Origin of the sequence: Roseibium sp. (assembly GCF_965216085.1) — a bacterium.
GTDB lineage: Bacteria > Pseudomonadota > Alphaproteobacteria > Rhizobiales > Stappiaceae > Roseibium.
This window is the reverse complement of sequence record NZ_OZ244138.1, coordinates 832,240-853,030: the sequence shown is the minus strand read 5'-3', so window position 1 is coordinate 853,030 and position 20,791 is coordinate 832,240. Positions and strand designations below refer to the sequence as shown.

The window sequence follows — 20,791 nt, the reverse complement described above, 5'->3', positions numbered from 1 at the left end:
GGTCTAGCCCTCCTTTTCGATTTTGGTGAGGCAGTCGCGAAGCGCCATGCCATATTCATATTTGGCAGGGCAAGCAAAGCCCACCAGCCCCAGATCTTCTTCATCCAGTTCCAAAGCGCCAAGCGCTTGGGCCTGATCCGTATCCATTACCAGCAATGCACGCAACAGCTGAGTGGGCAGAAAATCCTGCGGCATAAGCTCTTCGAACGTACCCAGTGGCACCATTGCACGACGTCCGCCATTCAGGTTCGACGTCAGCGCATATAGTTTTTTGGAGAAGGCTGAGCCCAGAACTGGTTGAACAGCATACTTGGATGGCATTGGTAGGATCCATCCGAGCATATTCTGTTTCTGATCCTCTTCGATCAGGGTCATCTGCCGGGCATACCGTCCAAGATAAGCACTATGCCCTTCTCCCAGACGGCCACTCAGGATAGAGCCGGAAATGAGGCGAATAGGCGCATCACTAGAGATTTCACCGTCGGTCAGTTCGGCCATAGAAGCACCGGCAACCGTTCGGATGAGGCGCGGCTTGGAACACATTGGGCCGGACAGTGCGATGACTCTAGCCGGATCATACTGGCCGGTTTCCAGTAGGCGGCCAATCGCTATGACGTCCTGATAGCCAATTGCCCAAACGGTTTTTTCTGCGCTCGGCGCATCCAGGAAATGGATGTGGGTTCCAGCCAGACCTGCAGGATGCGGTCCGGAGAACCCAGCAACGTCAATCCCGTCCATTGAAAGGCCAGGGATGTTTGCCCCGGTCTCACAGCAAAGATATGTTTTTCCTGCACTCAGGGATTTGATTGCTTCGAGGCCTTTTTCGAAAGCAGCACTGCTGTCATTGATGATGACAGCTGCATCAGCCGATAACGGCTCCGTATCCATTGCAGTTACAAAAAGTGCGGCAGGCCGTGTCGCTGGATCCGGAACTTTCGAATACGGACGGGTCTGGAATGAGGTCCACAATCCGGATGCACAAAGACGTTCAACAAGCCCTTCTGGTGTCGACACATCGCCTACGCCTGAAAAATCGACCGGTTCGGCCGCAGATGTATCTACTTCGATCTCAACGCTGATCAGAACACGACGGGCACCGCGGTTAATCGCCTTCACGCGACCAGAGACCGGAGAGGTAACCATCACATCCGGTGTATCCTTGTGGAAAAACACCGGGGCGCCAACACCGACCGAATCACCTTCTTGAACAACCAGGCGGGGTTTCAAACCAATATAGTCCGCGGCAAGCACCGCAGCGGTTCGGATCTCCCCTTTAGCGTCAATCTCTTGGACTGGCGCTCCCTGTACAGGTAGATCCAGACCTTTTTTGAGTTTAAAACTTTGCACGCATCCGGCCTCCAGAATTCGATAAAGCGCCATATGCTACGTTTTCGCGCCCTTAAAAAGCACTATTTTGCCGCATGGGTACATTTTTTTGTTGAATCGGCTCTAAAAACCAATGAAAAGCGCCGCATGAAGTGCGACGCTTGTCGCTTCAGATCAATCGGAGAAGGTTACCGTGCCAACTAACATCAAATTCTCCCGGCGCAGCTTCATCCTGATGTCGCTGACCTTGGCTGCCTGCAAAGGTGGTGCGGATGTAATCGAGCTTTCTGGCTCTACCATGGGGACCAATTATTCGGTCACCGCTCTCGATCATGATCGAAACGTCGACAAGGCGGCTTTGAAGAGCGCTCTTGAAAAGAGCCTTTTGGCCGTCAACGCACAAATGTCGAACTGGGATGCTTCCTCGGAAGTGTCGCGCTTTAACGCGCATAATTCCACGGCACCAATGCACGTTTCCGAAGGCCTGGCCAAAGTTGTGCAGGCTTCCCGCGAGATTCATGAAGCCAGCAACGGTCAATTTGACATTACCCTTGGCCCAGTCATCGAAGCCTGGGGCTTCGGCGCACAAAATGCAGGTCAGCGTCCAAGTGCTGACTCCAGCGCATTGACTGCAGCTCTAGAAGTTGCCGGTCAGACTCAGGGTCTCAAAGTCAACGGCACGCAGCTGAGCAAGAGCCATCCGGATGCGCAAATCTATTTGCCGTCCATCGGCAAAGGTTATGGCGTTGATCAGATGGCAGAAGTTGCCAAGAACTTCGGCCTGACAGATTTCATGGTTGAAATCGGCGGCGACATTTTTGTTGCAGGCCGCAATGCCGACAGCATGGATTGGCAGATCGGTATTGAGACGCCAGATTCCATCAGCAAGAAGGTATTCCAAGTCGCCAGCGTCTCCAACATGGGCATGGCGACGTCCGGTGACTACCGCAACTATTTCGAACGCGATGGCGAGCGATTCTCTCACATTATTGATGCGCATACCGGCAAACCGATCACTCACAAAACAGCGTCTGTGACTGTTTTGGCTGAAAACACAATGCTGGCAGACGCGTGGTCAACTGCAATGCTGGTTCTTGGAACAGAGCGCGGCCTTGAGATCGCAAATAAACTCGACCTCGCGGTTTTGTTTATTGATCGCAAGGCAGAGGCCGGAAATAACGGGTTTGTTTCTGCAGCCAGCAAGCGCTTCACCCAACTGCAGGCCTAATACCCAACAAGAAGGCGTACACCGTGCTGACTTTTGTTCTGGCTTTTGGATTGCTTCTGACCGTCGTGCTCGGCATGGCGCTTGGGGTGATTTTTGCAGGCAAGACGATCAAGGGCAGCTGCGGCGGGCTAAATGCGATTTCCGGAGCCGACCATTGTGTGGTCTGCAACAAGGAAATCGACCCGAACAGCCCGCTGCGGGATCGGTTGACGTGCCCGAACGCCCGCAAAAAGCTGGCTGAAATGGAAGGCTGACCGGGTTTTACCGGAAGCTTTTATTACCGAACCGGGATAAATGCGACCAGCGCCAGGCAGCTGCCGGCGATGATGCCGAACAGCCAAAGCTGCCAGCGCGGCCCCTCTTTGACCCAGACCCGGCGATACTGGTACCCCGCAAAACAGGCCAAAACGAAGAGAATCGTTGCCGTGAGCGGCGTCAATACCAAATCGGTCAATTTGTAGAGTTCCTTAAGCCGCCAAGTTTCGGTTAAGCTGGTTCATCACTTCGAAAGTGGATAGACCAGCAGGGAGCCATATTTCATGCCAAGCTCTTATCAGGCCCCAAGCCGAAAAGACAAGATTCACGAGACGACCCACAGCCAGTCCCAACAATCTAACACTTCACATGAGGTTGTGACTGTTGGAAAGATCCTCGATTCGAAGGGCAAAGATATTTTTGCGCTGCGTCCGCAAAACACCCTTCACGAGGCGGTCGTGATGCTCAAAGAAAAAGGGATTGGTGCGCTTCTGGTGAAAGATGCAGACGGGAAGCTCCAAGGCATTTTGTCGGAGCGCGACATTGTCCGCCGGCTTGCAGAAACGCCCGGCCAGACCCTTCCCCAGAAGGTCGAAGACATTATGACCCGGAAAGTGGAAGTCTGCAGTCCAAACGATCCCTTGATTGCGGTTCTTCGTAAGATGAAAGAAGGCCGTTTCCGTCATATGCCGGTTCTCGACGACGACAACATCGTCGGGATCGTTACGATCGGCGATGTGGTGAACTACCGGCTAAATGAGCTGGAGTACGAATCTCTGCAGCTCAAACAGCTGATCGTCGGCTAGGCCTATTTCAGAAACCCAGAACGCAAACGGCACAGGGCCCTGCCCTGTGCCGCAATTTAATACAGTTTTGGATGAAACGGCTGATAGACCACCGCCTCCTAAACTTGATTAGGCTGGCATTTTCACTTTGCGCAAGTATGGCAGAACAGCATCGAAACTGCCGAATTTTGCCTTTGCGTCCTCATCGCTCACAGCCGGCGGCACAATTACGTCCTCACCAACCTGCCAGTTTGCAGGGGTAGCGACGCCTTTTGCGGATGTCTGCAGCCCATCAAGCGCCCGGACAACCTCAGCAAAATTCCGGCCAACGGTCATTGGGTAGGTCATCGACAGCTTCAGCTGCTTGTCTGGGCCGATGATGAAAACTGAACGGACTGTCGCACTGTCAGCCGGTGTACGGCCATCCGGCAGATAGGCTTCAGCCGGCAACATATCGAAGGCTTTGGAGACTTCCAGGCCTTCATCTGCGATGATCGGAAAACCCGCGGCCGCTCCGCCGACTTTTTCGATGTCAGTTTTCCATTTCTTGTGATCATCCGCGCTGTCGACCGATACTCCGATCACTTTGGTACCGCGCTTTTCCCACTCGTCAGCCAGCTGTGCAACAACACCAAACTCGGTGGTGCAGACCGGTGTAAAGTCCTTCGGATGGCTGAAAAGGATGGCCCAGCTATCTCCGATCCAATCATGAAATGTGATCTGGCCCTGATCGGTTTCGGCAGTAAAATTAGGAACAGTGTCATTGATGCGAAGTGACATGAGAAAGGTGTCCTTTTCCGGGGCGAATAACAAAAGACGTGGAGCGGACGATAGTTCAATCCGGCACGCCTTGTTTGTAAACCGTATTTAAGGTCAAAAACCAGCAGCACAACGAAGAGATTGTATAAAAACACGGAATGCAAACAACGGCGTGTTAACTCGCCAGCCTATCGCTCGATGGCCGTAAATCGATCACCTCAAATAATCGTGCAAATTGAGGCTGGTCAGGGTCTTGATCGCAGAAAAACTGGCTTGCAGCTGAACATTGTAACTTGCCGCCTGGACAGCAGCCGCAGCAACATCGACAGAAGCCAACTCGAGGGAAAGTTTCCCTGCTTCCGCTGCATATTGCGTTTCGTTATCGATAAACGTTTTCAATCGGCTTGCCGTTGCCCCGTTGATGCTCTGATCCGCAATTACATCGTCTTGAGCACTGACCAATAAGTCCGACACGTCTTTGAGTTTGTCCAGTGTTAACGGGGATGCCGATGCCACGTAAGACAGTGCCCGGAGTGTCTTCTCAAATCCCGGCCTATCCCCTGTCAGGCCATAATCAACGGAGTTACCCGGCCCCAAACGGACGGTTTGAACATAGCTATCGCCTTTATGATAACTTGTATCTGCGGTTGTGAGCGACGTTGCCTTATAGCCCATCAGATCGACAGGCGGTGCCTCGGTAAGGCTGCCAGCAAAAAGATATCTGCCCGAGAACTGAGAATTCACCAGTTGCGCGGCATCTTTCAGATGGGCCGCCGCCTCACTCTGCAATGCACTGATCTGGCTATCGGTCTTGGTGCCGTTCACTGTGGCGCGCATTTTGGTCAAGATATCGGAGAGTTTGCCCAGCGTGGCGTGCACCATATCTACACGGCTTTGCGTTTCTTTCGCCGCACCAATTACGGCTTCTGAACGGGAGACCGAAACTTCGAGATTGGCAAGGATAGCAGCATCCGTTCCGAGCCCCGCATAGTCCGCAGACTTGAGACCGCTTGCCTGCTGTGTTTGCACCGAAGCCAGACGCGCCTGAGTCTCCATCGCGTGCTGAAGTACCAGAGTGCTTTGATGAAAGGTTGCAACACGCATTCAACAATTCCTCAATTCACAGCAGCTCTTAGGTCTTGAAACATTTCCTGAATTATCTTCAGAATGGTCGAGGATACCGAATAAAGCTGCTTCAATTGCGCAAGATTGGCTGTTTCCTCATTCACGTTGACTCCATGCATGGAAGCAATCGTTCCCGACACAGTGTCGAGCTCAAGCCGCGCAGAGGCCAGGATCGCCTTTTCGGCGTTGGTTTCACTCACCGCCTTTGACAGTATTTCGTTGGCATAGCCGGAAAAGGTTCTGTTGCCCGCGGCGATACTACCAGCCGCGCCAAAGGACGTAGGTTTTTGCAATACATCAAGCAGTGCATTGGCAACCTTCGCCGGCTGAGTCGTTCCAAGCATAGATTTGGGGTTGTTCAACACGGTGGAATTGACCGCGATATCCCGTGCATTTGTGCCAACCAGCAAATTCGGGCGCACGGCATTCAATCCAGAAATTAGATTTCCAGCGAGCTCATGAAAGGTTTCCTGATAAGCTGGGAGCATCTTATCCCGCACTTCCACAAGACCTCCCAGTTTCCCGCCGTTGAGAGCACCCGTGATATCTGCCCCATTTACCGAAATCCGTGTGTGGCCCTTCGCATCCTTGGATGTTGCTAAGGGATGTGGTGAATTGTCGACCAAAACCTGCCCTGATAGGGAGTAGACCTTCACGGAACCATCATCTGCACGAAACGGCTTGATCCCAAGCTGCTCGGAGAGTTTTCCTAGTGCAGAGTTGAGTTTGTCCTCGTATTCCGCTGACGGCTGGCCACTCGCTCCAGCTTGCCTAATCTGTTGATTGATCTGGTGGATCTCCGCGATCGCCTGGTTTGCGGCTTTGACACCGGGATCCATCTGGCTGTCGGCCTGCTGGATTTGATCATCGACTTTGACCGAAAACCTCTGAAGCTGCCGGGTCACATCCTGCAAAGCTTGAACAGCGCTGTTTGCAAGACTGGCGCTTTCTGGTGTACCTGCAAGTTTCGTTAGTGCTTCCTCGAACTTGGCGATCGTGCTGGCAAGCGACGTGCTTTCACCATTTGATCCCGTTATCGCACCAAGTGTCTTTTGAAGACTATCCATGTAGCTGGCTTGAGTATCAGCGGCCACAGTCGCGGTGGTCGCCGAGAGTAAATCATCGAGTAGAAACTTGCTGACGTTCGACAGAACCCGCTCGACCGACACCCCCGACCCGAACCCGGAGGTGACAAGTGCGGACTGGCCGGTTTGTTTCGCCGTAAATCCCTGAGTGTCCGCATTTGCAATGTTGTTCGCCGCTACAGACAGCTTTATCTGAGTTGCACCAAGTGATCCGGAAGCAATCTGTAGCGCCGTACTCAGGGAGGTCATGGCTCACATCCTTTATCCCTATTGAGAATTACGCCTTGTGGCCCGTATGCATGGAAACTGGTGCCTGACCTTGATGACGCTGAAGCCCATTTGCGCCATACGGTGATACCGAAGTCTGCTGTTCCCGGATCGCCCGCATGATGGTTTCAATGCGGCGCTCATTTGCGGTCATCGCGCGTTTCAAATGATCCGTGTTCTCAATCAGGATTTTGGTCAGGTGATTGGTTTTGACCTGCAACGCCTCAAACCGTTCATCCGAAGCGAGCATGAACAGATTGCGCTCTGCCTTATACTTCTGGAGAAACTCTTCAAAATCCGAAGCCAGTTTTTGCTTGCGGGCAACAAGCTCCTCAATCGCTTCGGGCCGGCCGCTGGACAGGCGCCGCGTTTCCTCTTCCGTGACCGAGATCAGTTCTTCGGCAACAGCAATGGCGTTTGAGATGGCTGTTTCCACTTCCGCGATATATGTTTGCGGCAAGCGCACTCTGCTTGGTGTTTTCTGGGGCATCACTCACCTGCTTTTTTGCGGAACCTGAGCGTAGGCTCCTGCTGCTCTTTTGGCTTCCGTTGTCCGGGCCATTTTGTTTTTTAAGACCAACTGAGCGGCCGACATGCGGCCAATCAGGGCTTCCAGCTCTTGTTTCAAAACCAAAAGTTGAAGATGGCTTGCAGTTTGGTCGGGGCTGGACGAGAGACGGTTCATCTCAATCTTGAGCCGGTGGCGTTCTGCGCGGCAGGCGTCCAGGTCCTCTTCCATAACTGTTACCTCACAGCATTCAGCAGCGTGTCGAACATCTTGTTAGAAGTCGACATGATCTGAGATGCAGACGAATAGGCTTGTTGCGCGGCCAGCATGTCAGCGAATTCAGCACTGGTATCGACCGTGCTGCGCTCCAGGTGACCGCCCTTGATCGACCCGGCACCACCTTGACTTGGAACATGCAAAGTCGAATTGCCGCTTTCCGCTGAGCGCGCGTAAAGGCCATTACTCATTGCGGTGAGCCCGTTGATATTCCGGAAGTTGGCAATCGGGATCTGATAGATGGTCCGTTGCTCACCGTTGTCGAAGAACGCGACAACCTGACCATCCTTGGCAATCTGCACGTTTTTCAAGTTGCCGTATGCCAAGCCGTTTTGCTGAATATCCTGAACATCAATATCCGGTTTGTTCGGGTTTTTTGATGCATGCTGTGTCATGCCATCTTTTTTGCCCGGCGTTCCTAGACTGATATCGATGGTGCTGTTGGCTGCGCCGGTCGTCCAGCTGCCGATGGTCAGCTGCGGATTGGCTGGTGTGGTGCTGGCAAGCGTGCCATCCGTAGAATTAAACTTCAGCGTGATTGCGGCAGATGTCACCGTGCCAGTCTTCGCCTTGGTAGACGGCGACACCGGATCGGCATAGGTCAGCTTCCACTCGTTTGCGGCAGTTTTTTCATAGGTGGCGGTTATTGTGCTGGTCGTCCCCAGCGCATCATAAACCTCAAAGCTGGTTTGGTATTTTGTGCCAACAGCCGCTTCGGATGGCAAATTCGCCTGAGTGTGTACTTTATTGGTCGCCTCAACCGAACTGCGGATTGCGTTCAGATTGATCGGCTGCAAGTTCGTCTCGCTTGTTCCACCAGTCGGGTTCCCAGACGCATCTGTTGTCCAACCGAGAAGGTAGTGACCGCCGTTGACAAGATAACCGCCAGTGTCGACGTTGAATTCACCGTTCCGCGTGTAATAGCGCGAACGCGAGTCAGCGTTGTCGGAGACCACAAAAAAGCCGTTACCCTCAATACCCAAATGAGTTGTATGCGTGGATTGAGTGACCAAACCTTGCTGGCTGATGTTCGACCGTGTCGTTGCAGCGACCCCGCCGCTTGTGTTTGATCCGGTTCCCGCCACCAGGTTGTTGAAACTGGTTTTGGAAGATTTGTAGGCTGTCGTATCTGAATTGGCGAGATTGTTGGCGATCGTGGACAAAGCGTGGCTTTGAGCAGCCAGTGCTGAAATCGCTGAATTCATGGCACCCATTAAGCTCATGGCCGTCCCCTTACTTAGATTCGAGGACAGCCAGAACGCTCTGCATCAGAACGCTTATGCCGCCGATTTGAAGAACAGATTTGTCACCCGTGGCATCGATGCCAGTGACCTTGCCGAAAATCGTGGTGCCTGTCGGAACGGCCTTGTCATTGCCGTCTAGAGCTGTGACCTTGAGCGTGTATTTACCGCCATCAGGCAATTGCTTTCCGTCTTTGTCCTTGCCATCCCAGGAGAAACTTTGCTTGCCGGGATCTGTCTTCCCGGCCGTCTCAAAAACCACCGCGCCTTTTTCATCCAGCACCTGCAGTTTGACCGATTGCGCCTTACCATTTGTCGCGTAGGACCATTTGGCCTGTCCGCTTTGGAGAGCGGTCGTGTCACCAACTGCCTCAACCGTACGGCCAATGTACCCAAGACCATTGCCGGACAGCAGGGCACTAAGCGACGATGTAATCGCATCCAGTTTTTTGCCGGTGTCGACCTGCGCTTCATAGCCCGCTAGATCCATCATCTGTTTCATGACCTGGTTCGGGTCAGATGGAGATGTCGGGTTCTGATTTTTCAGCTGTAACACCATCAATTGAAGAAAATCAGATGTTGTCAGCTTCGAGCCTTTGATCGGCGTGGCACCAGCCTGCGCCTGAGCTTGCGGCGTTTGTGTTATGGAAGTAACCGACATTTTCGCCCCACCTTGAAGGATCTACGGAAGAGGACGAAGACACCGCCTTACGGCAAAACATCGCCCGTTATTTCTGAAACGGACACGAAGCCAAGTTCAGGCGAAGTTTTTTGGAATTTTTTACCTTGGAAATATTTTCCCATAAGAAGAATTTACCAAGGAATATATTGCCTACCAAAAATAATGAAGGCGCCTCCTATTGGCTTTCTGATGAAAATCATGAAAAAACAAGAGAAATTGGCCAAATATTCCGGCCTTCACATCAGGTGAAGCGGTCTGGCACAGCCTTCCCTTAACGAAGTCATTTAAAATCTGATGCACATCAAGGAAGTCGCCCAGGCCGGGCAAAGAAGAAATCTACACATTAAGAAGCTGCAATCGAACTTCCATGAAAACGATTATGCTAGCTTTTTTTCGCCTTATCCATGATTGAATCAATCAAAGACGCTGGCGCTTTGGGGGTATCTCCGGAACGAATCAGATCATCCATGCCCTGTTCAAATTGGAAGAGCGCTTTTGCCGCGGGAGAATGATCGAGAAGATACCTGGCGCTTTCTTGTTCCATTTCCGGCCATTTCCCGATGTCTGGTCCATGCCGCTTTAGCAGTTCATCGAACTGCTCTAACGACATTTCAGATTTTGATCCGGCCATGCGCCACCTGATAACTAATACTCAGGCGAACGCTACAGGCCTGACTAAGCCGTGTCTACCAAAGCCAGTCCGTCGACAACAGATCTTTCCGTCAAAATATCGTTTCTGAGTGTTTCCAGCCCCCGAGGCGCTAGAGTCGTCATCTCCGCCCAGGAGTTGCGGAACTCAAGCAGACCTTCGGCAAGATCGGCAAATTGCTCGATCGCATCCGCAGCCGGATAAGCCATGTTGATCGCAAAAATGTTGCGCGTGTACATGTCGACAAGCTGGTGTCCCATCTCCAGATCGTACTCCAGGTCCACATTCTGGCGCAGACCGCGCAGAATTCCGGACGCCCGGTTAACGCGGGTAAACGCCTCTTCGTGCTCGTTATTGCGCATGTGGCCTGCCGCAAGGACAAAGGCATTCAACACCTCATCCAGCAAAAGAGTGACAGCGGCAGGCGGCGCCACGGTGGTTGCAGCGGTTTGATAGGCCCCGATCGCGCGGTTCATTGCATAACTCACAACACTCAGTCCTTTATTCCCAAGATTGCTTTCAAATAGTTCAGGTCCGACTCAGCGCGCACAATCTCTTTTTGATATTCAGAAAACAGCTTGATCAGGCGCGTGCGGAATTGGTTCACATCGCTCATCATGCGATTGTATCTCTTTGTATGGCCTTCGTTTTCGGCCGTCATTTCGGTCACAACCTTTTGGATCAGGCCGTTTTGCGGATCCGAATACTGCGTAACACTTTGATAAAGCCGCTCTGCGATGCCGGACGAAAACGACAGGTTCGCCGTCGTGTCTGTCTTACCGGTAAAAACAAGCGTCATCCCTGCGTAGGCCGTGCCTTCCGCACCGACGATCCGCTGGCCGCTCACCACAAACTGATCTGCCTTGCCGTCTGCTAAAACTGAAGTAATTTTGCCATTGCCGTCGGTTTTGATATCCAGCGACAGGCTGGCTGGCATGTTCGCCCCCCGCGTCAGCAAACCAACATCGGCGGAACTGGACGAGGCCTGGAACCCCAGGATCTTTTCAACATCCGGCAGCCGGTTGATCAAGGCGTCGTTCAACTTGGTAGCGTCGATCTGCAGCATGTTGTTGGGGTCGTAGGACAAACCCAGGAGTGCCATGCTTTCGGTGTTGATCGTGGTCGATAAAGCACCGGCAATCCCTGCGTTAGCGTTGCGCAGGATGCTTTCACCAAACAAAGCTGCATCGGCCGACACCTGACCGCCTGTGGCGACTTGCTGCTGGCTAATCGCGAACGTGCGGTAGGCGTTGTAGCTGTCGACAAGTCCCTTGATCGCGGTGTTGATGTCGTTCAGCGACTGCGCGACTTCCACCGATACCGAATTGCCGGCCCCGGTTTCCTTGTAGAGCGAGAAAGTGACGCCCTTGACCAGATCGTCGATCACGTTTGAATCGCGGCTCGCCTGAACACCATCCAGTTCAATAAGCGCATCGGTGGCAGCTTGAAGCTGATTGGCAAACCCGCCGCCCGGCGCGACGAGGCCGAGAGACTGGCCGATGTTGGCGCCCGCAACCGGCGTCATGAGGATGTTCTTGCCGGTTTTGTCCGCATTCAATATCAACTTGGATTCGGTCTCGGACACCTTGACGACCGCCGCGGACACACCGGTTCCGGCCTTCTTGGCATTGATCGCCTCGGCGATTTCAGCCAGAGACATATCTTTTTTGATATCGATGGTGGTGGCGGCACCGGCCGCGCCGTCGAGCTTCAGCGAAAACGAACCTTCCAGATTGAGGTCCGTCTTGGAATCAGGAAAGGACTGGCTGGCCACCTTTTGCGCCGTCGCCACTTTCAGGATTTTCAGGTCATAGGTGCGCACATCCGCCCCATTGGTGGCTGTGACAACGACATTGGACTGCGGGTTTGTAACGCCGCGCCCTGTCAAATACGCTTGGCGCTTGGAAAAGATGTCGTCATTGCGGGTCAACGAACTGTCGGAGCCCCGGATAGACTTCAAGGAAGAGGCAAGGTTCTGCATCAGCCCTTGCATCTTTTGATAGGCTTTGATTTCTGTCGTGTTTTCCTTGATTTTCAAGTCCAGCCGGACCGCAGGGGCCTTCTTTTGCGCAACAGAGGCTTCGACCAGCGCATTCCAATCGACAGAATCGCTGCCGTTTGCAGATTTGCTGGAAGGTTGCGGTACGGATTGTGGGGTTGTTTTTGCCGGAGACTGGGTCGCCGTATTTGCCGTTGAAGCGGTTCCACCGACATTCATCAACTCACTCCCTAAACCCGAGATCTATTTGCCAAAAAGGAAAATGAAGAGCCGGACCGGCTGACGCAGCGCTAGGTGGGGGCAGTCACTACAGTCACCCGGTCCGGCCTATGCCGGTAAAAATTTACCGCATCAGCTGAAGCAGATTTTCCGGCATTTGGTTGGCCTGGCTGGCAGCTGCGACCGCCGCCTGAACCTTAACCTTGGACGCGGCGAGCTTGGCTTGCTCCTTGGCGATATCGACGTCAGAGATCGCGGATTTGGCAGCATCCAGGTTTTCAACACTGGTTGCGATCTGGGACGAGCGGAACTCGAAGCGGGACATGGTGGCACCCATGTCGGCCCGGGCGTTGGAGACTTTGTCGATCGCAGTATCCAAAGCCGAGATAGCCGCCTTAGCACCGGATTGACTCGACACATTCAACGATGACAATCCGAGAGTTGTTGTATCCAGTGTTGGCAGCACAAGATTAATCGTATCGGATGCGGATGAACCAACCACGATATCGGCCCCGGTGGTAGCAGCTACAGTGGTTGAGCCGTTTGTGGTGCCAGCGCTTAGACCCACAGTTCCTAAGCCGAGAGTGCCCGTTCCCGCAGCAATCGTAATGCTCGCATCAGCACCCTTGGCCGAAGACGTTAACGTAAGGGTACCGGAGTTGTTGGATGCAACAACACTGGTGTTACCAGCGGCAGTCAGCCCTGCGTTAATCTGCGTAACCATGTCAGCAACAGTCATAGACGTTGCCGTAGTGGAGAGTGTTATTGTCGCTCCATTTATCTGGATCGTCCCACTCGTGTTGGCTGTCAAACCAGTAGCTGTTGCAGTCGCACCGGTCACCGTAGCAGCTGTATAAGTGTTATCGTCCGAGAAGTCGCTCTTGCCGTCCAGGAGGCTGACACCATTGTACCGGGTGCTCTTGGAGATGCCGTCAATTTCCTGTTTCAACTGATCGAATTCCGCCTGCACATAGGCGCGCTCGGTGTCCGTCACGGTGCCTGATGCCGATTGGGAGGCCAGGGTCTTCATCCGCTCCAGAATGTCGGCAACGTTGGCCGCGCCGCCGTCTGCAGTTCGCAGCACGGAAATGCCGTGGGAGGAGTTGGTCGCTGCCTGGTCAAGCGCGGCAATATCCGAAGAGATCTTAGTGGCGATCGCAAGACCGGCCGCATCGTCGGAGGCCTTGTTGATCCGCGAACCGCTGGCGAGCTTGGCCAGGGAATCGGATTGATCCAGCGAATTCATGTTAAGGTAACGAACCGCAGTGTTTGCGGCAGTGTTCGTTGAAATAACGGGCATAGTCTAACTCCTGCAGTCAAGCGGGCCGCACAAAAGAAGCGGCGCGGGCGGCGCGGGTTTCCCGTGCCTTGTCCCTACAACGAAGCAACTGCATGAATTCAGGCGGAGTTTCTCCGCTTCACTTCAGGTTTATTGTTAACCAGAAGTAAACAACGCCAAGATTTCGACACTGTGTGATTTAAGCAAATCCCGGAGTTTCTGCCGCCCACGCTTTAAAAGCGACTCCACTGCGGAAACTGTTGTTTCCATGATCTCGGCAATTTCTGGATTGCTCAAGCTTTCATTATACGACAAGACGATGGCAATGCGTTGCTGATCCGGCAGCTTTCCCATTGCCCCCTCGAGAATTTCGGCTGCCTCCGTCCGCTCCAATTCTTCAGACTGGTCGCATGCATCGTCTTCCAGCTCCGGCAGCTCGTCCGTCACATCCACCTTGCTCTTGCGCAGGAGGTCGATGCAGCGGTTGGTGACGACCCGGAAGAGCCAGGTGGAGAACTTGGCCTTCCCCGCTTGCCAGGTTCCGCGTTGCGTCCAGACTTTCAAAAACGCATCCTGGACCGCATCTTCTGCATCCGGACCATTGTGCAAAATCCGGTAGGCAACCGCGTAGGCTCGATCAATATGCCGCTGGATTAAAAGCCGGAACGCATCTTCCCGATGCTGGCCTATCAACTCCAAAAGCGCATCGTCTCCCAAATCCGCAAGATTCACGCTTTGCGTCGGCTGTTTTGGCGCCCGTTCATTGCCGGGCAAGTCCATTTCCGGATGTGAACTTGTTGCCGCGATTGTCATATTTGCTCACCCGCCCACAGGTCCTTTGCCTGGCCCCAAACTTGGTTGTACAAGTCTATAACGTACCAATACTCCAGATCAGGCGGAGATTTATTAATTTTTTTAGATTTTTTACTAGGAATTTTTTGCTTTAATTTGGGAAAATTTTGCCTTTAAGTGGGAAAAATGTGCCTACTAGTAATATTTCTATGAATTATACTTAAAAGATGCGCTAATTTTATAGTTAATCAAGTGTTAACACCGCCAAAAAGTCCGGATAAAATGAGATTACTTAGAAAAATACTCGATCAGGCAGAATTTGCCGGAGAGCCTATTTTTGCCGGGAACTGTTGTGCATACATTATATCGGCCACAATTTCTCACCAGCACTCACCTAACCGATATATCACCCTTTGGAGCAAGCAAAACATGCTCCCTTCGAAACGTTTGCGCATTGGCAATTGAAGCCCGTTGCCGCATTCGGGCGGCGCCTTATGGTGACGTGAGCTTGCCGCAGCAAGCTACTTTTTTGGCAGAAACTGCAGCAGGGAGGATTTTGCCCCCATAATGTGTGCCCGGGTCAGGTCGGCGGCCTTTTCCGCTTCCCCCTTCTCACAAGCTTCAAGAATGCCAAAATGCTCGCGACCGGCCCGTTCCATACCATTGCTCATCACCAATTGAGCCCGGATTTGCCGCTCGACCCGGTCAATCGCATTGCCAGCAATTTCAAGAAAATACTTCAGGTCGCTCGCACTATAGAGCGTTTCGTGAAAATCCCGGTTGAGGTTGCCCCACTCCATCGGATCTTTTGAGGCCGAAAAATCAGAGCATTTCTCCCGGGCCTGGGAGAGCAGCTCCTTGGACATCCTCGGCACCGCATTCTTGATGATCTCCGGCTCCACGAGTGCCCTTAAGTTAAAAATCTCTTCGACTTCCTCAGGCGACAGACCAGCGACGACCGCTCCTTTGTAGCGCTGCGTTTTAACCAGACCCTGTTCTTCAAGTCGGGAAATAGCTTCCCGGACCGGAATCCGGCTCGTGTTGAAAAGGCGCGCGATTTCATCCTGGCGTAAGGGTTCCCCCTCCTCCAGCTGACCTTCGATAATGGCCGTTCGCAAGGCATCGAAGACAATCGATGACGCCGATGCCGTTGCAGAAATGTCCATTGATTTCAGTTTCATACCAACGCCTCTCCGTTCGGGATCTTTTTAGGCGAACGCCTTGTTTTGGTACAGCGAGAATTTTTTTGAATATTTTATATTGAATATTGGATCCGATTTGGATTATCAATTCCCCGCTGACCAAAAATCTTCGAAAAGAAGAGGGGAAAATCATGTTTAGGAAATTCGCAGCTGCAGCAGCGCTTTCGCTCGTTGCCACTTTTCCAGCCAAGGCTGACACTCTGGACGATGTCGTTGATCGCGGTGAACTTCGCTGTGGCGTAGTCCTCGACTTTCCGCCGATCGGTTACCGGGACGCCAACAATGAGCCCGCCGGTTTTGACGTCGAATACTGCAATGATCTCGCAGCCGCTCTGGAAGTTGAGCCGTCCATCTACCCTGTAACGTGGGCCGAGCGCCTCCCGGTCATCGTCACCGGCCGCGCAGATGTTGTCTTCGGCGCAACTTCAGACAGTCTGGCCCGCGCCCGGACTGTTGGGTTCACCATTCCATATGCGATCTACTACGCACAGGGCGTTGTTAACTCCGAAAGCGGCATTGAGTCGTTCGAGGACATCCGCGGCAAAACTGTTGCTGGCGCGATCGGCACCGTCCCGGAGCAGGAATGGCTCAAAATCGCCAAAGACTGGGGCGAGGAACACCTTTATCAGGGGTATCAGTCGGAAAACGAAGTGTTTCTGGCAGTGGCCCAGGGCAAAGCCGATATCGGCATCACAACCAACACAGCGGTCAAGCCCATCACGGAGCAGTATGACACTGTTCTGGCCGGCCCACGCATGCCCTGGACAACAGATTACACTTCAGTTGTCGGAAAACGTGAAGATGTGACCTGGCTGAACTTCCTCAACCTGTTTGTCACCCATCAGGTCCGCTCCGGCCGTTACGATGAGCTTTGGGGCAAGTACGTCGGTGGTGAAGCTCCGGAACTCCGCATCCCGGGCGTCATGTACTGACGATATGCAGGGCATGCCACCCCACCAAAGGCATGCCCTGCGTCCCTTTATTCAAGAGGTCTTTGAAAACGGCTCAATGCTGTTTTCCCAGGTCCTCTTTCCGCAGACACCCAGTTCGCAGACTGGTAGATCTGGTGGAGCATCCTGAGAATGTTTGACTACAATTTCCATTGGCGCCCGGTGATGAAAAGCTTGCCGAACCTTTTGGAAGCAGGTTTGCTGACCTTACAGGTCGCAACGCTTTCAATGGTCATCGGCATCATCATTGGCCTAGGGCTCGCCCTCATCCGCCTGAACTGGAGCGGACCTGCATATTGGTTCGCGACCGCTTGGGTCGAGTTGGCACGGAACACCCCGGCTCTGTTCCAGCTGTTCTTTTTCGGCTTTGGCCTTGGTGCCTTCGGCCTGCATTTAAGTCCCTTCACCATCGTGCTCGCCGGACTTAGCTTCAACTGCGCAGGATATCTGGCGGAAAACTTCCGCGGTGGTTTCCAATCAATTCCGAACACCCAATTGCGTGCCGCCCGCAGCCTTGGCATGTCGCCCTGGCAAGCCTACACACGGATCATCATTCCTCAGGTGTTTCGCGTGGTTTATCACCCGCTGACCAACCAGCTGGTCTGGGCTGTGCTCATGTCATCATTAGGCATGCTCGTAGGTTTCCGCGAACTCAGCGGTGAAACACAGTTTTTCGCCAGCCGGACCTTCCGCATCTTCGAATACTTCGCCGTGACCGCGATCATCTACTACGTGATCGTCAAGGTCATCCTTGCGGCCTCGCGCCTGCTTGCTCTGCGCCTGTTCCGCTACTGAGGAGATGACCGTGCAAGAGACGATAAGCTTCTTCAGTGGCTTTTCCATCAATGACCTGTGGTTTCTGGGCGAGGCAGCGCTCCGTACACTCTGGATCTCGGCCGTATCAATTTCCCTTGGAACGGTTCTCGGAATCTTCTTTGGCTGGCTGCTCTACGAAGGCAAACTTCTGGGAGCCATGACGCTGGCGCCGGTTCTGGATATCTTCCGGTCGATCCCACTGATCATCCAGCTGGTCCTTTTCTACAACTTCGCGCCCATTATCGGCCTGGATTTTGGTCCGTTTGGCTCCGGAGTGGTGGTTCTGACGATCTATACGGCGTCCCTGGTCGCCAATGTTGCCCGCGGCGGCATTGAGGCGGTCGGCAAACCGATGCGCCGCGCCGCCCGCTCGCTTGGCCTGAGTTATTGGCAGGACATGCGCCATGTTGTTCTGCCGATCGGTGGCCGTGCGGTCTTTCCATCCTGGGTCGGTGTTGCGCTCGGCGTCATGAAGGACAGCGCCTTGGTCTCTGTCCTTGGATATGTCGAACTTCTGAAAGCCAGCCAGATCCTGATTACCCGGACCCAGGAACCCTTCCTGATCCTAGCAATCGCCGGTGCGTTCTATTTCGCGCTGTCCTTTCCGATCTCGCGCTATGCCGCACAACTAGAAAAAAGGTGGGCCCAATGATCGAGATACGCGGTCTAGAAAAATACTTCGGTGCGCTTCAAGTCCTCAAAGGCATCGACTTGGATGTCGACAAGGGCGAAGTACTCTCCGTCATCGGCGCGTCCGGCTCCGGCAAATCAACTCTGCTCTATTGCATCAATGGACTGGAGCCGATCCAAAAAGGCTCGGTTCTCGTGGACGGCACTAACGTTCATGACAAGAGCACAGACATCAACAAACTGCGCCAGAAACTCGGCATGGTGTTCCAGCAGTGGAACAGCTTCCCGCATTTGACAGCCTTGGAAAATGTCGCCCTTGCACCGAAGATTGTGAAAGGCAAAACCCGTGCGGAAGCCAATGCGATGGCCGAACAACGACTCAAGCATGTCGGCTTGGAAGACAAGCTAAATGTCTATCCAAGTGCTCTGTCCGGCGGCCAACAGCAACGCCTCGCAATCGCAAGGGCGCTCGCCATGGAACCGGCCTATATGCTGTTTGACGAAGCGACATCAGCGCTCGATCCCGAACTGGTTGGCGAGGTGCTCGACACCATGCGGCTGCTTGCCGAAGAGGGCATGACGATGATCTGTGTCACCCATGAAATGGGGTTTGCGCGCGATGTCTCCGATCGCGTCGCCTACTTCCACCACGGCGTCATGGAAGAGATAGGCCCGCCCGAACAAGTGTTTGGGGATGCACAATCCGAACACACCCGAAAATTCCTGTCTAATGTGCGCTGAACAGCGCTGATTTAAATTTCGAAGCCAACGGTTTACGCTCGGATTTCCAGCGGCCGTTCGGCTCGACCCAAAAAGGAGAAGGCAATGTCCTCAAACATTTTTTCCGGCACCATTCCGGCCCTGATGACCCCGTGTAAAGCAGACCGGACACCGGACTTCGATGCGTTGGTAAAAAAGGGACAGGACCTGATTTCCAAAGGCATGTCAGCTGTTGTTTATTGCGGCTCCATGGGCGATTGGCCGCTCTTGACCGATGAAGAGCGCATGGAAGGCGTCGAGCGCCTCGTCAAAGCCGATGTTCCGACAATTGTCGGTACGGGCGCAGTTAACACCAGGTCGGCTGTCGCGCATGCCGCCCATGCCGCAAAGGTGGGTGCTCATGGTTTGATGGTGATCCCGAGAGTTTTATCCCGCGGTGTTTCAGCGATAGCCCAGCGCAATCACTTCAGTGCCATTCTGTCTGCAGCGCCGAACCTTCCGGCTGTCATCTACAACAGCCCCTATTATGGCTTTGCAACCCGAGCAGATCTTTTCTTCGATCTGCGAAAGCAGTTTCCAAACCTAATTGGTTTCAAGGAGTTCGGCGGCCACGATGACCTGCGCTATGCAGCCGAAAACATCACGTCTCAGGATGCTGATGTTACTTTGATGGTCGGGGTCGACACCGCAGTCTACCATGGCTTCGTCAATTGCGGAGCAACCGGCGCCATAACAGGCATCGGCAATGCCCTGCCGGACGCTGTGCTTCATCTGGTAGCTCTCTGCAAAAAGGCGGCCGAAGGAAACGCGGAAGCTCGGAACCGGGCAAAAGAACTTGAAGAAGCGCTTGGCGTCCTTTCCAGCTTCGATGAAGGGCCGGATCTTGTGCTCTACTACAAACACCTGATGGTTCTGAACGGTGAAGATGAATACCGCCTGCACTTCAATGAGACGGACGCCCTGACGGACGCCCAGCGCGGTTACATCGAAGCGCAATATGACCTCTTCAAAACCTGGTACGCCGACTGGTGCGGGCAGGGCGGAGTCCTGGCAGAATGCGCGTAATCGACAGCCATACAGCCGGAGAGCCAACCCGGCTGGTCGTTGATGGTGGACCGGATCTTGGACCCGGCTCGCTTGCCGAACGAGCGGCGCGCCTGGAAGCAGAGCATCTTGATTTCTGCTCATCCGTGGTTCTGGAACCACGGGGGCACGATGCGATTGTTGGTGCTTTGCTCTTACCGCCGTCCCAACCAGACTGCGCAGCAGCAGTGATCTACTTCAACAACCTACAAAACCTCGGCATGTGCGGCCACGCAACGATAGGTTTGGCTGTTACGCTCGCCCATCTTGGAAGAATGCCGCACGGACAACACCGCATAGAAACCCCGGTTGGCATCGTCGAGGTCGACCTGCTTGATGCCAACACTGTCGCTGTTGCGAATGTGGAAAGCTATCGCCTCCATAAAGACGTTTCTGTTGATGTTCCGGGGCACGGGAAAGTCACTGGAGATGTTGCTTACGGCGGCAATTGGTTTTTCCTGGTTAAAGAGAGCCCGATCGACCTGACTTTGGCGAATGTCCCGGATTTGACCGCCTATACAAAGGACATCCGCGCAGCGCTTGAAGACGCAGGTATCACCGGAGCGGATGGGGCCTGGATTGATCATATCGAACTCTTTGGGCCGCCTGTCGATCCATCTTCAAACAGCCGGAACTTCGTTCTTTGCCCTGGCGGCGCTTACGACCGGTCACCGTGCGGGACCGGGTGTTCAGCCAAACTCGCCTGTCTCGCTGAAGACGGCGTTCTAGCGCCGGGAGAAACCTGGATACAGGAAAGCGTCATCGGCAGTACTTACCGGGCCTCATACCAGCCCGGAACAGGCAAGGGGGTTCTCCCGACCATCACCGGACAAGCCTTTGTCACGTCTGACGCAAATCTGATTTTCAATCTGGCCGACCCCTATCGTCTGGGCATCCGGCCTTAAATCTGGACCA

At 53.7% G+C, this 20,791-nt stretch carries 24 protein-coding genes; 9 read left to right on the top strand and 15 right to left on the bottom strand.

The window, feature by feature from the left end:
* Positions 1-3 precede the first annotated feature (3 nt).
* The gene (locus tag ACOOFE_RS04015) at positions 4-1,347 is read right to left on the bottom strand and encodes a Na(+)-translocating NADH-quinone reductase subunit A (RefSeq protein WP_420413762.1); all 1,344 of its coding nucleotides are present in this window, start codon (positions 1,345-1,347) and stop codon (positions 4-6) included.
* Positions 1,348-1,519: 172 nt separating this feature from the next.
* On the opposite strand from ACOOFE_RS04015, the gene ACOOFE_RS04010 reads away from it, so the two are divergent.
* Both ACOOFE_RS04010 and nqrM read left to right on the top strand, forming a co-directional pair.
* Positions 1,520-2,554 carry an FAD:protein FMN transferase gene (locus ACOOFE_RS04010; RefSeq protein WP_420413761.1) on the top strand — a complete coding sequence of 345 codons (1,035 nt, stop codon included), beginning with the start codon at positions 1,520-1,522 and terminating at the stop codon, positions 2,552-2,554.
* Positions 2,555-2,577: 23 nt separating this feature from the next.
* Positions 2,578-2,808 carry a (Na+)-NQR maturation NqrM gene (gene nqrM / locus ACOOFE_RS04005; protein WP_420413760.1) on the top strand — a complete coding sequence of 77 codons (231 nt, stop codon included), beginning with the start codon at positions 2,578-2,580 and terminating at the stop codon, positions 2,806-2,808.
* Between the two features lie 23 nt (positions 2,809-2,831).
* Here the strand turns inward: nqrM and ACOOFE_RS04000 are convergent, their stop codons facing one another.
* Complete coding sequence (locus ACOOFE_RS04000; RefSeq protein ID WP_420413759.1) at positions 2,832-3,008, bottom strand: hypothetical protein; 177 nt, start codon at positions 3,006-3,008, stop codon at positions 2,832-2,834.
* A gap of 85 nt (positions 3,009-3,093) precedes the next feature.
* On the opposite strand from ACOOFE_RS04000, the gene ACOOFE_RS03995 reads away from it, so the two are divergent.
* Positions 3,094-3,615: a CBS domain-containing protein gene (locus ACOOFE_RS03995; protein WP_141185231.1), complete on the top strand. Its 522-nt coding sequence runs from the start codon at positions 3,094-3,096 to the stop codon at positions 3,613-3,615.
* 108 nt (positions 3,616-3,723) lie between these two features.
* On the opposite strand, the gene ACOOFE_RS03990 is transcribed toward ACOOFE_RS03995, so the two are convergent.
* From ACOOFE_RS03990 to ACOOFE_RS03930, 13 genes are all read right to left on the bottom strand, one after another.
* Positions 3,724-4,374 carry a peroxiredoxin gene (locus ACOOFE_RS03990; RefSeq protein ID WP_141185230.1) on the bottom strand — a complete coding sequence of 217 codons (651 nt, stop codon included), beginning with the start codon at positions 4,372-4,374 and terminating at the stop codon, positions 3,724-3,726.
* 192 nt (positions 4,375-4,566) lie between these two features.
* Positions 4,567-5,457: a flagellin gene (locus tag ACOOFE_RS03985; protein ID WP_420413758.1), complete on the bottom strand. Its 891-nt coding sequence runs from the start codon at positions 5,455-5,457 to the stop codon at positions 4,567-4,569.
* Between the two features lie 11 nt (positions 5,458-5,468).
* Positions 5,469-6,812: a flagellar hook-associated protein FlgK gene (flgK, locus tag ACOOFE_RS03980; RefSeq protein ID WP_420413757.1), complete on the bottom strand. Its 1,344-nt coding sequence runs from the start codon at positions 6,810-6,812 to the stop codon at positions 5,469-5,471.
* 28 nt (positions 6,813-6,840) lie between these two features.
* A complete protein-coding gene (gene flgN / locus ACOOFE_RS03975; protein ID WP_420413756.1) occupies positions 6,841-7,320 on the bottom strand; it encodes a flagellar export chaperone FlgN in 480 nt (159 codons plus the stop codon).
* Positions 7,321-7,323: 3 nt separating this feature from the next.
* Positions 7,324-7,569 (bottom strand): hypothetical protein, encoded by a 246-nt coding sequence (locus ACOOFE_RS03970; protein ID WP_420413755.1) that lies wholly within the window; start codon positions 7,567-7,569, stop codon positions 7,324-7,326.
* Positions 7,570-7,574: 5 nt separating this feature from the next.
* Complete coding sequence (gene flgE, locus ACOOFE_RS03965; RefSeq protein ID WP_420413754.1) at positions 7,575-8,837, bottom strand: flagellar hook protein FlgE; 1,263 nt, start codon at positions 8,835-8,837, stop codon at positions 7,575-7,577.
* Between the two features lie 10 nt (positions 8,838-8,847).
* Positions 8,848-9,516, bottom strand: coding sequence for a flagellar hook assembly protein FlgD (locus ACOOFE_RS03960; RefSeq protein WP_420413753.1), 669 nt, complete (start codon positions 9,514-9,516; stop codon positions 8,848-8,850).
* A gap of 403 nt (positions 9,517-9,919) precedes the next feature.
* On the bottom strand, positions 9,920-10,081 hold the full coding sequence (locus ACOOFE_RS03955; RefSeq protein ID WP_420413752.1) for a hypothetical protein: 162 nt from the start codon (positions 10,079-10,081) through the stop codon (positions 9,920-9,922).
* 131 nt (positions 10,082-10,212) lie between these two features.
* Positions 10,213-10,662 carry a flagellar export chaperone FliS gene (gene fliS / locus ACOOFE_RS03950; RefSeq protein ID WP_420413751.1) on the bottom strand — a complete coding sequence of 150 codons (450 nt, stop codon included), beginning with the start codon at positions 10,660-10,662 and terminating at the stop codon, positions 10,213-10,215.
* A gap of 17 nt (positions 10,663-10,679) precedes the next feature.
* Positions 10,680-12,404: a flagellar filament capping protein FliD gene (gene fliD, locus ACOOFE_RS03945; protein ID WP_420413750.1), complete on the bottom strand. Its 1,725-nt coding sequence runs from the start codon at positions 12,402-12,404 to the stop codon at positions 10,680-10,682.
* A gap of 124 nt (positions 12,405-12,528) precedes the next feature.
* The gene (locus ACOOFE_RS03940; RefSeq protein WP_420413749.1) at positions 12,529-13,704 is read right to left on the bottom strand and encodes a flagellin; all 1,176 of its coding nucleotides are present in this window, start codon (positions 13,702-13,704) and stop codon (positions 12,529-12,531) included.
* A gap of 135 nt (positions 13,705-13,839) precedes the next feature.
* The gene (locus ACOOFE_RS03935) at positions 13,840-14,496 is read right to left on the bottom strand and encodes an RNA polymerase sigma factor (protein ID WP_420413748.1); all 657 of its coding nucleotides are present in this window, start codon (positions 14,494-14,496) and stop codon (positions 13,840-13,842) included.
* A gap of 500 nt (positions 14,497-14,996) precedes the next feature.
* The gene (locus ACOOFE_RS03930) at positions 14,997-15,656 is read right to left on the bottom strand and encodes a GntR family transcriptional regulator (RefSeq protein WP_420413747.1); all 660 of its coding nucleotides are present in this window, start codon (positions 15,654-15,656) and stop codon (positions 14,997-14,999) included.
* Positions 15,657-15,808: 152 nt separating this feature from the next.
* Between ACOOFE_RS03930 and ACOOFE_RS03925 the strand changes: the two genes are divergently transcribed.
* The 6 genes from ACOOFE_RS03925 to ACOOFE_RS03900 all read left to right on the top strand — a co-directional run bounded on the left by ACOOFE_RS03925 (position 15,809) and on the right by ACOOFE_RS03900 (position 20,781).
* Entirely contained in the window at positions 15,809-16,609 is an 801-nt protein-coding gene (locus ACOOFE_RS03925) for a transporter substrate-binding domain-containing protein (RefSeq protein WP_420413746.1), read from the top strand.
* Positions 16,610-16,759: 150 nt separating this feature from the next.
* Positions 16,760-17,422 (top strand): amino acid ABC transporter permease, encoded by a 663-nt coding sequence (locus ACOOFE_RS03920; RefSeq protein ID WP_420413745.1) that lies wholly within the window; start codon positions 16,760-16,762, stop codon positions 17,420-17,422.
* A gap of 10 nt (positions 17,423-17,432) precedes the next feature.
* The gene (locus ACOOFE_RS03915; protein ID WP_420413744.1) at positions 17,433-18,095 is read left to right on the top strand and encodes an amino acid ABC transporter permease; all 663 of its coding nucleotides are present in this window, start codon (positions 17,433-17,435) and stop codon (positions 18,093-18,095) included.
* Positions 18,092-18,814: an amino acid ABC transporter ATP-binding protein gene (locus ACOOFE_RS03910; RefSeq protein ID WP_420413743.1), complete on the top strand. Its 723-nt coding sequence runs from the start codon at positions 18,092-18,094 to the stop codon at positions 18,812-18,814. Before ACOOFE_RS03915 ends, ACOOFE_RS03910 begins: the two co-directional genes overlap by 4 nt.
* Positions 18,815-18,898: 84 nt before the next feature.
* Positions 18,899-19,858, top strand: coding sequence for a dihydrodipicolinate synthase family protein (locus ACOOFE_RS03905; protein WP_420413742.1), 960 nt, complete (start codon positions 18,899-18,901; stop codon positions 19,856-19,858).
* Positions 19,849-20,781 (top strand): proline racemase family protein, encoded by a 933-nt coding sequence (locus ACOOFE_RS03900; RefSeq protein ID WP_420413741.1) that lies wholly within the window; start codon positions 19,849-19,851, stop codon positions 20,779-20,781. Before ACOOFE_RS03905 ends, ACOOFE_RS03900 begins: the two co-directional genes overlap by 10 nt.
* Positions 20,782-20,791 lie beyond the last annotated feature (10 nt).